The organism is Pseudomonas sp., from assembly GCF_033723075.1.
In the GTDB taxonomy this organism is placed as follows: Bacteria; Pseudomonadota; Gammaproteobacteria; order Pseudomonadales; family Pseudomonadaceae; genus Aquipseudomonas.
This window is the reverse complement of sequence record NZ_JAWVXU010000008.1, coordinates 85357-97846: the sequence shown is the minus strand read 5'-3', so window position 1 is coordinate 97846 and position 12490 is coordinate 85357. Positions and strand designations below refer to the sequence as shown.

14 protein-coding genes are annotated in these 12490 nt (G+C 56.0%); 10 read left to right on the top strand and 4 right to left on the bottom strand.

Features of this window, described 5'->3' with window-relative positions; translation table 11 throughout:
- Positions 1 to 8: 8 nt before the first annotated feature.
- The 8 genes from R3355_RS11605 (at position 9) to R3355_RS11570 (ending at position 5008) form a co-directional block, all read left to right on the top strand.
- Positions 9 to 647 carry an HNH endonuclease signature motif containing protein gene (locus R3355_RS11605; RefSeq protein WP_318961317.1) on the top strand — a complete coding sequence of 213 codons (639 nt, stop codon included), beginning with the start codon at positions 9 to 11 and terminating at the stop codon, positions 645 to 647.
- 80 nt (positions 648 to 727) lie between these two features.
- The gene (locus R3355_RS11600) at positions 728 to 1597 is read left to right on the top strand and encodes a DUF5677 domain-containing protein (RefSeq protein WP_318961316.1); all 870 of its coding nucleotides are present in this window, start codon (positions 728 to 730) and stop codon (positions 1595 to 1597) included.
- Positions 1598 to 1684: 87 nt separating this feature from the next.
- A complete protein-coding gene (locus tag R3355_RS11595) occupies positions 1685 to 1918 on the top strand; it encodes a hypothetical protein (RefSeq protein WP_318961315.1) in 234 nt (77 codons plus the stop codon).
- Positions 1919 to 2009: 91 nt separating this feature from the next.
- On the top strand, positions 2010 to 2345 hold the full coding sequence (locus tag R3355_RS11590) for a hypothetical protein (RefSeq protein WP_318961314.1): 336 nt from the start codon (positions 2010 to 2012) through the stop codon (positions 2343 to 2345).
- Positions 2346 to 2444: 99 nt separating this feature from the next.
- Positions 2445 to 3239, top strand: coding sequence for a DUF5677 domain-containing protein (locus tag R3355_RS11585; protein ID WP_318961313.1), 795 nt, complete (start codon positions 2445 to 2447; stop codon positions 3237 to 3239).
- 87 nt (positions 3240 to 3326) lie between these two features.
- Entirely contained in the window at positions 3327 to 3743 is a 417-nt protein-coding gene (locus R3355_RS11580) for an SET domain-containing protein-lysine N-methyltransferase (RefSeq protein ID WP_318961312.1), read from the top strand.
- 97 nt (positions 3744 to 3840) lie between these two features.
- Positions 3841 to 4296: a hypothetical protein gene (locus R3355_RS11575; protein ID WP_318961311.1), complete on the top strand. Its 456-nt coding sequence runs from the start codon at positions 3841 to 3843 to the stop codon at positions 4294 to 4296.
- Between the two features lie 112 nt (positions 4297 to 4408).
- Complete coding sequence (locus R3355_RS11570) at positions 4409 to 5008, top strand: hypothetical protein (protein WP_318961310.1); 600 nt, start codon at positions 4409 to 4411, stop codon at positions 5006 to 5008.
- Between the two features lie 565 nt (positions 5009 to 5573).
- On the opposite strand, the gene R3355_RS11565 is transcribed toward R3355_RS11570, so the two are convergent.
- The 3 genes from R3355_RS11565 to R3355_RS11555 form a co-directional block, all read right to left on the bottom strand.
- A complete protein-coding gene (locus R3355_RS11565) occupies positions 5574 to 6878 on the bottom strand; it encodes an amidohydrolase (RefSeq protein ID WP_318961309.1) in 1305 nt (434 codons plus the stop codon).
- Between the two features lie 43 nt (positions 6879 to 6921).
- Positions 6922 to 8349 (bottom strand): aldehyde dehydrogenase family protein, encoded by a 1428-nt coding sequence (locus tag R3355_RS11560; protein ID WP_318961308.1) that lies wholly within the window; start codon positions 8347 to 8349, stop codon positions 6922 to 6924.
- Between the two features lie 311 nt (positions 8350 to 8660).
- On the bottom strand, positions 8661 to 10079 hold the full coding sequence (locus R3355_RS11555) for a Xaa-Pro peptidase family protein (RefSeq protein ID WP_318961307.1): 1419 nt from the start codon (positions 10077 to 10079) through the stop codon (positions 8661 to 8663).
- A 568-nt stretch (positions 10080 to 10647) separates the two neighbouring features.
- Between R3355_RS11555 and R3355_RS11550 the strand changes: the two genes are divergently transcribed.
- Both R3355_RS11550 and R3355_RS11545 read left to right on the top strand, forming a co-directional pair.
- Entirely contained in the window at positions 10648 to 11847 is a 1200-nt protein-coding gene (locus R3355_RS11550; protein ID WP_318961306.1) for a CaiB/BaiF CoA-transferase family protein, read from the top strand.
- Between the two features lie 20 nt (positions 11848 to 11867).
- Entirely contained in the window at positions 11868 to 12131 is a 264-nt protein-coding gene (locus R3355_RS11545) for a hypothetical protein (protein ID WP_318950077.1), read from the top strand.
- A gap of 50 nt (positions 12132 to 12181) precedes the next feature.
- On the opposite strand, the gene R3355_RS11540 is transcribed toward R3355_RS11545, so the two are convergent.
- A complete protein-coding gene (locus R3355_RS11540; RefSeq protein WP_318961305.1) occupies positions 12182 to 12439 on the bottom strand; it encodes a ribosomal protein L7/L12 in 258 nt (85 codons plus the stop codon).
- Positions 12440 to 12490: the final 51 nt, after the last annotated feature.

Below are 12490 nucleotides of genomic sequence, written 5' to 3'. Positions count from 1 at the left end.
ATCGCTGCATGGACTGCCGTAATCAGCGCGCAAAGGTTCGCACCGAAAAGATCAAGAAAAATGGCGGCTCACATACGAGCGCAGAGTGGAAATTACTTCTAGCAAGAAGTCCAACGTGCGCGGTATGCGGAAGGCTTTGGTCTGAAGTACCAAAACGCCCAGACCCTCGTTATAAGCACACCTGGACAAAAGGTCACAAGATACCAATTCACCATGGCGGGTCAGACGACATCTCGAATATTCAAGTCGAGTGTTATGAATGTAATTTCAAGAAGAACGCCGGGAAGCTCAGTATAACCAAAACTGCACTTCACAATAAAATCTCTACATCCACAACAGAAAATATTATGGCAACTTCTCAAGAGAGATTCTCCAAAAAATTTAGTTTTGTACTCCACAATGAAACTGAAGTATTTCCAGTTCAAATGAAGCGGCGAGATACAGGGTCCATTGCATTTAGGATTTCTCCTGGCGGTACGGGTGGAAATACCCTTGAGGCCAGCGAGGAAGTGGATGAGGAAACAATGGTACGGAAGGTGCTTAACGAAGGCTATGCGGTTCGTTGCAAATCCTTGGACGGCAACACAAATGGCCTATACAAACACGGCCATCGGTCTGTGCGTGAAGTCCGCCGAAATGTAACCTAACTAGTGGTTCAAATCGTTCGCTTCGCTCACTGGGACTGGCTAAAGCCCGCCCCTTAACCAAACGTTAGGGTAAACAACTTATGTCCGCAGACGAGGAGTTACCACTGCTGGATGCTTTGCGAGGTTTGGCAATGCTTCAGCAAGAGTTCTTACGCCTTGCACTCTTCGTCGCATCCCAAGGCTCCACGACATATGAGGGCGAAACCCTGACTTGTAGCCTCTCGGACGCACAACGACGTACAAGCACATTGCTAGCAATGGGGGCAGGACAGTCTGTCGAGTCCCTTTTACACATTGCCAAACAACGCGGAATTCCTGTCCGCGACGCCTATCCAATCGCACGGTCAGCTGTCGAGTCTTTCGTAAATGCAAGCTACCTCCTAGCGGAGTCAAATGCGGTTGCAGACCGAGCCGTTAGGTACATCGAATTCGCCGCATGGAGGCAACACAATCGGAAATTCGGAAGTGGCAAATACTCGATTGAAGTCCGCACAGACCCTGACCCTGCATCGACACTTGCATCTAAATTTCCCGAATTTACAGGCAAAGGAAACGGAAGCTGGACCAACCTAGATATGCCAAGTCGTATCAGGCGGGTAGGTGAACTTGCAGGGCGCAAGGCTGGATCGCGGCTACTCGCAGCATATGGACTGATCTATTCGCTCTCGTCTGAGGTCATTCATGGCTCACCCTTTGGCGCGAGCTTCTTTTATTCAGCCCACCTCAAAGGAGAACACACCACAGACGCCTTCATCGCTGGAACGGTTCGGCAGTTAGAGGAAATCCTCATTGCAGTTCTTCACGCCGGATGTGGGTACTTGGCTGCCTTCTTTGAAAAGCAGCATATGCAAGCAGGGCTTGATGCCGAAGAAAAGCTATTCAAACGGCTTATGGCGCTGAGTACCAAACCGGCATCAGCCTTTCCTCACGAAAATGGTGGAAAACCCTAACTAGTGGTTCAAATCGTTCGCTCCGCTCACTGGGACGGGCTAAAGCCCGCCCCTTAACCAAACGTTAGAGAAATAAGAGGAAGTCCTATGCGCGGCAACTTGAAGCTAAATGAAGGCGACACGCTTGTTCAAGAGAGCCATCGGTCTAAAGGGCCGTTGGCAGAGACAGATATCTACACATACTCCATCGTTAATGCTCAAGGAGAAAAGGTCGGCTCTGTTGTGCATGTTGATCACACTTCCATTAAAGGCTTTAACCGCTCTCAATCGGTAGAGCAACGAGATATTTCAGGAAATTTGGTCGTTGATGTTAGGTGGTAGTTTATTCCTCTAACAAGTCGCTCAAGCCGTTCGCTGCGCTCACTGGGACGGGCTAGAGCCCGCCCCTTAGCTTATCGTTAGGTTAACAACCATGCGCATAATCACTATCCCGAAATTAATATATATTTTTGTCACCTGCACACTACTTGCCTGCAGCTCAATTGACTACCATCTAACGGAGTTTAGGCCGAAGGAGCAAACACCTGAATATCAAATCTATGAGTACAAATCTTTTGCCGATGCGGTCTATCCGAATGATAGCGAAAATGCTGAACAAACAAGAATGCAGTGGCTTGAAAAATGGATCAAAAACAACGGGCATAAAGATGCTTCTTATGAAGTCCTATCAAGAAAACCAGTAGTGCGTCAGGTAGGCGCCTTTGGGACTATTTACGATATTTACTATGAAGTAAAAGTAAAACGTTAACCTAACAAACGGTTCAAGTCGTTCGCTTCGCTCACTGGGACGCCAAAAAGCTGCGCTTTTTGCCGCCCCTTAACCTAAACGCTAGGTGCTTTTTGAAATATGAGTGGATTTCAAGAGCTAATAGAAAGCTTTGATTTTATAACTGAGATTGCATATGACTTATCTCAGCAGTTTGACGGCGTTCAAACAGAAGATAGAAAACGAAAAATATCGACTTACTACTTGGCAAAAGTTGTACCAGAGTGCATGTCACTATTAAGAGTAATGCCCGGATCAAGGTACACCAGCGCAGGGGAGCTATTTGATTTTTCGTCGTTCTGCTCAATCTCTAGGAGCTTGATTGAAGCGGCCAACCTGCATTGGTATTACTGCATAGAGAACACAGACACGGAAACGTCTGACTTCCGTTTTTATCTGTATGATTTTCATGATCTAAAATCGACAATTCAACTCTGTAATTTTTTTGGCGGCGAAGAGAAGGAACAAGATCCTCTTCAAGAAAAATACAACAAGCTAAAAAATATAATTAAAGACAACCAAATATTTAAAAGTCTACTACCTGAAGTTCAGAGACAAATTCTGAAAGGGCGCAAATGCTCGGACATTAACCAAACTGAAATATCCGAGAGCCGAAGTCTCAATGTGAACACGTTTAATTCTATTTATAAAATACTATCTACAAACGCTCACTCTACCCCTTCGGCAATAAGTGCACTCGTCTATTCTAGAGTCCACAGCAAAGAACTTCATGAGAAGCTTGCAGCATTAGTGCTTTCATATGTAGTCTCATTTATTGCAGACATGGTAAGGACAATTGGCGAAATATGGTCTTTAGAATTCGCCAAATATGAATCAGCAGAAATAATTAGATTCTACTCAGAAGATTTGAGTTAAAGCACCTAACAAGGCGCTCAAATCGTTTGCTCCGCTCACTGGGACGGGCTAAAGCCCGCCCCTTAGCTTAATCGTTAGGTGTCAGTGATGCATTTCAAAGTATGCGATTGTGCAGAAATCCGCGATACAGGCACCGCTAAGGGTCGGGGTGTCTTTGCCACACGGCAAATCGAGCAAGGCGAGATCATTGAAATCAGCCCCGTTGTGTTGGTTCAGTGGAGCGAGCTTCCTGAATCATTAGAACTCGTAGTTTTCAATTGGGGGGAACTAACTAAAGGCCCTTCAGAATCTGCAATTTCCCTAGGCTGGGGCAGTATGTACAACCACGATAACCCTGCCAATGTTCGCTACGCTGCCAATGCCGCAAGTTGCTCCATGGCCTTCTCAGCAGCGCGCCTGATTGACGCTGGCGAGGAGCTTACAGTTAACTACAACGAGTCCCACGGCGACATTCACTCGTCAGAGGATAATTGGTTCCAAGCTAGAGGCATCACGCCTATTTAAGGCTGGCACCTAACAAGTGGTTCAAACCGTTCGCTTCGCTCACTGGGACGGGCTAAAGCCCGCCCCTTAACCAAACGTTATACAAAGCGGCCATAAAATGAGCACACCCAATAAAGCCGTATGTCCTCATTGTGGCATATCAATAGAACAAGCAAGATTAGAACGACATTTGCACAACGCACACAGTCAAGAAAAGCTGGAGCAAAAAGCTCGCCTAGAAAAATCGCTAGAAGAATTGGTCCTCTGCGAAATATGCAAAACCCACGTAAAGCGGAGAGACCTAAAGAGCCATGAGAATCAAGCTCACAAATTCAAAGAACTATCAAAACTCAAAGGTAAACCGTTCGTAACATCACATGTAGAGCGAACATGCTCATGCTGCAGCAAAATCAAAACTGAGACCTACGCATACTTAGGAAAAAACAACAATATCTCTAAGTATTTGTGCAAAAAATGCAAGGCCATCATCAATCAGCGCATGGCAGGCAAAAAAATAGATGCCTTGGATCGCAGCATTTTTGTAGCAATTGAGTCAAACAGACGAAAACATTAACTCAGGCACTGCAACGCCATGTATAACAATTGGTTCAAACCGTTCGCTTCGCTCACTGGGACGGGCTAAAGCCCGCCCCTTAACCAAACGTTATGCACACAAGGAAGAGGCCATGAGCAAACCTGACATCGCACTGATATATGAAGAAAGCCTTCCGGAAGATCTATTCCAAGATTTCAAAGAGGGGCTAAGCAATGAAAAAATTAAGGTATCAGTCGAGTCTAGACCTCCAAGTGGGCCTCAAGCATGCCTAGAATGGTTCATCTTTCCACTTGTAGCTGCTTACATTTCAAAGCCATATTTCGAAGCTTTTTTCGGAGAAATGGGGAAAGACCATTACGCCATTCTCAAGAAAAAGCTTTCTGAAACCACGATAAAAGTGATGTCTCAACCAAAAATTGAGCCAGTGCTTTACGGCACAAAAGGGAAAATCAGTAAAGACAACCCTTACACCTTAGCCTTCGCAATATATGCAGAGGCTAATGACAATCACAGATTCAAACTACTTATTCCAAAGCCAGCAGATGACAATAATTACAATGAACTTATTGAAATATTCCTAGAATTTCTATCGGAATACCATTCAGGTCTAAAAGAACTTAGCGCTATCGGTTTCGACAAAAATAACAGACCTCCTAGTGGCTTGATTTTTGTACATGTAAACCCTGCCACAAAAACAATAGAGTGGCTTGACCACATGAAGAGCACATAACAAATGGTTCAAACCGTTCGCTTCGCTCACTGGGACGGGCTAAAGCCCGTCTCTTAACTAAACGTTAAGATGCCTCTGGAGATTTAATGAGACTTGTAAGTATTGCCATCGCAGCCACCATGCTCGCCGCTTGCGCATCGTCCCCAGTGCCAACTGACAAGACAACGGTAGTTCCCGCAGCCCGAATTTACGATTCCAGGTTCAGTACCCCCGTGCCTGGCAGCGGGCATATCATCATCAAGCGAGATGCGGGTTACATTGGACTGGACTGTGATAACTTCCTGTCTGTTGACGGAGTGAAAATTGCGCAACTTGAACCGTCGGAGCGAATCGAGTTTTTCCTCAGTCCTGAAGAACATGTGGTTGCTGCGAGTCGCTCCCGTTCCTGCGGCGGAGAGATCCGAGAGCTATCTGTCATGCCTGACACCAATGCAACCAAAACTTTTCGAGTTTGGGTTGGGCCCAACGGTCTTCTTGAATTTCAGCGGACCGCGCTCTAGATCACCGACATGTAACAATTTATTCAAGCAGACTCTGCTTCGCTGAAAACAATAGGAGACACCCGTCACCCATCCATCACCAGCCGTTCGAACAGCAGCACTCCCCAGCCGAGCATCTGTTCATCGAAGTCGAAGGTGCCACAGTGATGGCCGCCGCCGACCGGCGAACCCAGAATCAGATGAGTCGCCTCGCCGCCCTGCTCGCGCACCTTCTGGATGAGGAAACCCGCATCCTCGCTGGCCGATACCAGAAAGCTGTCCTGCAGCAGTGCCTCGGGCAAGCCGATCGCCAGCGCCGTCGCCGCGACCCGCTCGGCCAGCTCGCGGCTGTTGGGGTAGCTGGAAAACTCGGCGAACAGCTCGCGCGTCCAGGTCACGCCGTTCATGCGGGCCGCGCCGTCGAGCACCTGCTCTGCCGCGACGGCCATGAAGTCGCAGATGGCATTGTCGGCGCCACGTACCTCATAGCGAAATCGCACCTGGTCGGCGATCACGTTGTGCGCATTGTCGGAGGCGAAGCGCCCGACATTGACCCGTGACATGCCGGCGCTGTGGCGCGGCAGGGCATACAGGCCCTGCACCGCCTGGCAGGCGGCCAGCAGCGCATTGCGGCCATCCTGGGGCGCATTGCCGGCATGGCTGGCGCGGCCATGGAAGACGACATCATAGATTCGGGCCGCAATCCAGGTGGCGTCGAGAATGATCCGGTAGCGGTCGACAATCCCCAGATGCAGCGTCAGGAAACGTTGCACCTCGGCCATCTGCGGCAGCCCGGCGAACAGCGCGCCACCGCCGGCCACCTCCTCGGCCGGCTGGAAGAACAAATGCACCTTGCCGGCCCAGCGCGCGCGGCTGGCCGCCAGCCGACGCGCCAGCCCAAGGCCAATGGTCAGATGGCCGTCATGGCCGCACGCATGCATGATGCCGGCATGTTCGGAGGCGAAGCCCTCGGCCACCGGCACATGCTCGGCGGCCTGGCTTTCCGTGATCGGCAGCGCATCGATATCGAAGCGAAAGCCGAACACCGGCCCCGGCTGCGCGGGCGGCAAGACGCCTTCCAGCGTTGCCACGAGACCGGTGCGATTGCCCTGCATCGACGGCAGATAGCGGTTGTCGGCACCGAGCACCTGTTCGGCCCGGGCATAGGCGATACGATCCGTTTCAGCATCCGGCGGATTGGGCGGCTTCTGCGTGCCGTAAAGAGCCTGCCCCCAGGCAACGGCAAAGCCCAGGGCTTCGAGCTCGGCGCACAGCCGCGCCGTGGTCAGGTATTCGGTCCAGGACAGCTCGGGGGTACGGTGAAAACAGCGCCGCGTTTCACTCAGCTCCCGCATCAGCGCGGGATCCGGGCAGGAAGGTAGTAGTGCCATGTCAGACTCCCGGGGCACCATCCGCTGGCGCCCGCTATCAGATCTATTTCAGCTGGCTGGGATCCAGGTTCACCGATTTGCGCGCACTGAAGGCCTGCAGCCCCTCGGGGGCCAGCGCCAGCGAGCCGTTACCGGAGGCACGCTGGCCGATCCAGCCAAGCCGGGCATCAACGAAATTGCAGCGATTGACATACACGGTGCCGGTATCGACAGCCGCCACAAAGCGTTCGGCGCGCTGCCGTGACTGGGTGAAAATCGCTGCCGTCAGGCCATAGCGGCTGTTGCGCACCTGCTGCACCGCCTCGTCGTCATCGGCCACCTTCATGACCGGCAGAACCGGTCCAAAGGTTTCCTCCTGCAGCACCCGCATTGTCGGTGCCACCTCGGCCAGCAGCGTCGGTTTCAGGAAGGCCACGCCGCCGATCTGCTCGGTCTCGCCGCCGGTACAGACCCGGGCGCCGCCGTCCTGTGCCTGGCGCACCATCTCGAGCAGTCCGTTGACCGCCCGCTCACCGCCGTGCAGCGGCCCCAGGGTCGTTTCGGGCGCCATCGGGTCACCGCTCTTCTCGGCCTCCATGATCGCCTGGGCCCGGGCCAGAAAATCGTCGTAGCGGCTGGCGTGGACGAACACCCGTTTAACCGCGCAACAGGATTGTCCGGAGTTATGCAGCCGGCCGATTTTCACGGCCCAGAAAGCGGCCTGCTCGAGATCGGCATCCTCGGCGACATAGGCGGCATCGCTGCCACCCAGTTCCAGCGAGCACTGGATAAAGGGCTCCGGCACTTCATTGAAGGCACGCTTGGCAACGCTCTGCTGCACCATGCGACCGCCCTGCACCGACCCGGTAAAGACCACGTGATTGATATCGGCCTGTTCGATGATGCGTGCCGAGACCTCATAATCGACGACCGCGTGGGTCAGCAGATGATCGATTCCGGCCATCGAGCCGAAGGCCTGCTCGAAATGGTTGCCGACCGAGGGTGCGGTGCTGTGCTTGAGCACCACCGCATTGCCACTGAGCAAGGCGCAGACGGTGCCGTTGATGGCACAGAACAAGGGGTAGTTCCAGGGCGTAATGATATAGACCACCCCCTTGGCGCGGCACTCGATGCGCCCTTCGAACCCCTCATCCTCGTACTCTGGATGGCGTACGGGCTGGAGCGCCCCGTCGGCCGCGAACCGACACAGGTACTCGGCCCGTTCCAGCATGAAGGTCAGCTCCTCCTTTGCCGCCGCAAGCGGTTTGCCGACTTCCCGCGTGATGCCTTCGGCAATCGCATCGCAGTGCTCACGAAAATAATCCAGCGCCGCGAGCACATGCCTCGCCCGCTCGGCCGGACTCAGCGCCTGCCAGGTACGGGACGCCTGCTGGGCGGCGTCGATACGCATGCTGACTGCCTCGAAACTTTCCGATGGCTGCGAGAACACCTGCTCCCCGGTAAAGGGGTTGTGGACTTCAATCTGGCTCATGATGGATGTGCCTCCTGATCTGCTATGGATCCTTTGCGGATACCGATTGCCCGATCTGACGGGATGCGATGTGCGGTTGGGCCGGCAGAGCCGGGAGCCTGGCTTCGCTGCCCCAGGCTTGCCACACCTGAAAAGGCCGCGCCGCCAGATCCCTGTGCCTGTCAGTCGTGCGGCCCGACCGCTTGAGGACTGGATAAGCGACTGAGGTGATTGACGAGTTGATCGATATTCATCGAGGGGGGCGGAGCGAATGAAAATAGATCACGCCACCCCCTTTGGTTTTGCGTGCATGGGTGCCTCCAGGCCGGATGTCATCTAACCAGCACGTCCCGGTTCACCAGCGTGAGGAATTTGCAGCCGTCCGCCGTCACCTCCACGGTATCGGACAGGAAGGCATCGCCGATGCCGGAATTCAGCAGCCAGCTCATCAGGTGGAAGGTCATGCCTTCGCGCAGACGCATCTGCGACTTTCGCCGCAGCCCGACCGGTACGCCGCTGCCCGACCAGCTCGGCGGATAGCCGATACCGATCGAGTAGCCGCAGTGATGACGCGAATAGTGCGACAGGCCATTGCGATCGAGCACCGCCTGCCAGGCCTCGTAGACATCGCCGGCCAGAACCCCGGGCTTGATCACATCGGCGGCGGCCATCATCGCCTCCTGACACACCCCATTGACCTTGATCGCCTCGTCTGGCGCCTCGCCGATAAAAACGAAGCGTCCGACCGGGGCATGATAGCGCCGCGCACAGCCCGCCATTTCGAGGAACAGCAGATCGCCCTGGACCAGCGTCATATCCTCCCAGGTGCCGTGCTCATGGGCCAGGTTGCGGGTCGAGCGGACCAGCGGCACGAAGCCGGGATAGGTACCGCCGCGGCGGAACATCGCATCGTAGATCGCCGCCATGATTTCGCGGGCATTGACGCCGGGGCCGGCCGCGGCGATGGCCGACAGCATCATCGAGTCCGATATTGCCGCCGCCTGGCGCGTCAGTTCCAGCTCGGCCGGCGACTGCACGATGCGGACATCGTCGACGAGGTTATCGAGCTGCTGCCAGTCTGCATCGGCTACGCCATTCATGATCCCTTCGGCAATCGAGTAGGGCAGGAAGGTGCTGTTCATGTCGATGCCGATCACCGCCTTCGACAGACCGGCGTCCGCCAGGGCCTTCACCGTGTCGCGCACCGCCGCGCTGGGCATCATGTAGGGCCGGCGCCGCGGTTCGCGGGTCGGTGCGCCCATGGTCAGCGCCCAGGTTTTGTCGATCAGTTCATTGTCGGCGCTGGCGCCGGGCGGCGGCTCGGTGCCATCGGTATAGCCGACATGCAGCACATCGGGCGCCTGGTCGCGCACCGTGGCCTTCTCCATCGCCCGGGTGATAAGCACCGGCTGACCAGTGGCAGGCAGGATCAGCAGCTGGCAGGCAAAGTAGCCCTGGTGGTCCAGCCCGGTGAGGTAGTAGATATTTTCGGGACTTGCAATCAGGCAGGCATCCAGCCCGCGGGCTGACATGCCGTCCCGGACCTGGCGACGACGACGCTCGTATTCTGCATCGTCAAAATAACGGCCACTGATGTTGCTCATCCTTGTGTCTCCCGTTGTTTGAGGGCCTGACTGGCAACTCGTCAACGTTGCAAAACAGTAGGGCCACTTCGAAACCTCTTGACCGAACCATGCGCCCCACGCCCTGCACTCCGCAACCGGTACCGACAGCGGCAAGAAGAACGGCATCCACTCTGCAGTCACACCACAGGGGCGATCCAAGGTTCATTCCAGCCTAGGAGACATCGGCGCGGATTAACATGATCATGAATAAACTTCATGATAAGACGATGTTTGAGCGGACCAGGGCCTCGTCATGGCTCCAGCCCGAGCCAGGGCCAGGCTGAATCTGGCATCAAGCGGGGACTCAGCCATCCGGCCAGCGTGATTGCCGTGGGGATCAAGTACTGCGAGCCGGTGAAAAACGCTCCTCCCCATCACCACTCGCCGCAGGCAGTGCACCGTCGATTACCGCTGCGACACACGATCCGGCCGGCTGTCGCTGCACGGCGAACGGGCGCACCAGGCAGCCACAAACAGAGGGGTAAGGAGAAAGTCACAGGCGGGAAACCATCCAGATTCTAAAAACGCAGCGCATCCGTTGGTGACGGCAATTCAACCCGATATCACCGCTCGGTTGAGCCGTCAAAACCGCCAACCCCATCGCAGCGGCAACAACGAGACCAGGCAATCGGCATATGACGCGACAGCACATAATCGAATAGGCTTGACCCGCAATCCGCCACGGACCCTTTCGATGAGCACAGCCAACAAACCCCTCACCGGCCTGAAAGTGATCGAACTCGGCAGCCTGATCGCCGGGCCCTTCGCCGCGCGCATCTGCGCCGAGTTCGGTGCCGAGGTGATCAAGGTCGAGTCGCCGGACGGCGGCGATCCGCTGCGCAAGTGGCGCAAGCTGTACGAGGGCACATCCTTGTGGTGGTTCGTGCAGGCACGCAACAAGCAGTCGATCACCCTCAACCTCAAGCATGCGCAAGGGCTGCAGGTGCTGAAGCAGCTGCTGAGCGAGGCCGATATCCTGATCGAGAACTTCCGCCCCGGCGTGCTGGAAAAGCTCGGCCTGGGCTGGGAGGTATTGCACCAACTCAACCCCAAGCTGGTGATGGTGCGCCTGTCCGGCTTCGGCCAGACGGGCCCGATGAAGGGCCAGCCGGGCTTCGGCGCGGTAGGCGAAGCCATGGGCGGGCTGCGCTATATCACCGGCTTCGAGGATCGCCCGCCGGTGCGCACCGGGATTTCCATCGGCGATTCGATTGCCGCACTCTGGGGGGTGATAGGCGCACTGATGGCGCTGCGCCACCGCGAGGTCAATGGCGGCCAGGGCCAGGTGGTCGACGTGGCGCTGTACGAGGCGATCTTCGCCATGATGGAAAGCATGGTGCCGGAGTTCGACGTGTTCGGCTTCATCCGCGAGCGCAGCGGCAATATCATGCCCGGCATCACGCCCTCCTCGATCCATACCAGCAGCGACGGCAAGCACATCCAGATCGGCGCCAATGGCGATGCGATCTTCAAGCGTTTCATGCTGGCCATCGAGCGCCCGGACCTGGCTGCAGACCCGAGCCTGGCCAGCAACGACGGCCGCGACGCGCGCCGCGACGAGCTGTACGGGGTGATCGACCGCTGGGTCGGCGCGCTGCCGCTGGAGCAGGTGCTCGATGCATTGAATCGGGCCGAGGTGCCGGCCAGCCGCATCTTCAGCGCCGAGGACATGTTCGGCGACCCGCAGTACCTGGCCCGCGAAATGCTGCTCAGCGCCAAGCTGCCGGACGGCAAGCCGTTCAAGATGCCCGGCATCGTGCCCAAGCTGTCGGACACCCCGGGCGGCGTCGAATGGACCGGCCCGGAGTTGGGCGAGCACACCGAGCGGGTACTCGCTGCACTAGGCTATGACAGTGAGGCCATTGCCGAACTGCGCCGTAACGGCGCCGTCTGAACGCGGCCAGGAGTAGTGCCATGCTTGCCGACGAACCTTCACTCCCCGATGAAGTGCTGCTGGTTTTGCGCCAGGACAGGCGCAAGGAGGCCATCGAACTGCTGCAGGTTCGCCAGGGGATCAGCGCACAAGAAGCCGAAGAACGGATCAACCGCTACCTGGAGGAAAATCCGCCGGCGCCTTTGCGCGGCCCCGGCGTAGTGGTCAGAAGCAAGCTCAATGCCCTGGTCTGGCTGGGCCTGATCGTCATGATGGCGCTGGTCTATCTGCTGCTGGCCGGCTAAAGCCGAAGTCAGCCACAGCCGGTCCCCCTAGGTGCGCCCTCGACGCCGGTTCAGAGCCTCCGGCTGAACAGTATCAGCAGCCCCAGCAGCAGGATCAGCGTCAGCCAGAACCACGGGCCGTGACCGCCCAGCGGGCGTCTCGACTTGCGCAGATGGGGATGCTCCTGCACATAGCACTCGACCGCTTCCTTGGCTTCCTTGAGGCCGAGCCCCTGGTTTTCACGCAGCAACTTGATCGCCTCGATCTTGCGCCCACGCTCGAGCGCCTCGATGACCTCATGCGGCATTTCTTTCGGAAACTCGTTCATCGCCTGCCTCGCGCCGGGTTGACGCTGACTCACCCAAAGCCTAGCTGGCTA

Coding starts and splice junctions, on each gene's coding strand:
- R3355_RS11605 (WP_318961317.1), top strand. CDS start 9: ATGGACTGCCGTAATCAGCGCGCAAAGGTTCGCACCGAAAAGATCAAG.
- R3355_RS11600 (WP_318961316.1), top strand. CDS start 728: ATGTCCGCAGACGAGGAGTTACCACTGCTGGATGCTTTGCGAGGTTTG.
- R3355_RS11595 (WP_318961315.1), top strand. CDS start 1,685: ATGCGCGGCAACTTGAAGCTAAATGAAGGCGACACGCTTGTTCAAGAG.
- R3355_RS11590 (WP_318961314.1), top strand. CDS start 2,010: ATGCGCATAATCACTATCCCGAAATTAATATATATTTTTGTCACCTGC.
- R3355_RS11585 (WP_318961313.1), top strand. CDS start 2,445: ATGAGTGGATTTCAAGAGCTAATAGAAAGCTTTGATTTTATAACTGAG.
- R3355_RS11580 (WP_318961312.1), top strand. CDS start 3,327: ATGCATTTCAAAGTATGCGATTGTGCAGAAATCCGCGATACAGGCACC.
- R3355_RS11575 (WP_318961311.1), top strand. CDS start 3,841: ATGAGCACACCCAATAAAGCCGTATGTCCTCATTGTGGCATATCAATA.
- R3355_RS11570 (WP_318961310.1), top strand. CDS start 4,409: ATGAGCAAACCTGACATCGCACTGATATATGAAGAAAGCCTTCCGGAA.
- R3355_RS11565 (WP_318961309.1), bottom strand. CDS start 6,878: ATGGCACTACTACCTTCCTGCCCGGATCCCGCGCTGATGCGGGAGCTG.
- R3355_RS11560 (WP_318961308.1), bottom strand. CDS start 8,349: ATGAGCCAGATTGAAGTCCACAACCCCTTTACCGGGGAGCAGGTGTTC.
- R3355_RS11555 (WP_318961307.1), bottom strand. CDS start 10,079: ATGCCGTTCTTCTTGCCGCTGTCGGTACCGGTTGCGGAGTGCAGGGCG.
- R3355_RS11550 (WP_318961306.1), top strand. CDS start 10,648: ATGAGCACAGCCAACAAACCCCTCACCGGCCTGAAAGTGATCGAACTC.
- R3355_RS11545 (WP_318950077.1), top strand. CDS start 11,868: ATGCTTGCCGACGAACCTTCACTCCCCGATGAAGTGCTGCTGGTTTTG.
- R3355_RS11540 (WP_318961305.1), bottom strand. CDS start 12,439: ATGAACGAGTTTCCGAAAGAAATGCCGCATGAGGTCATCGAGGCGCTC.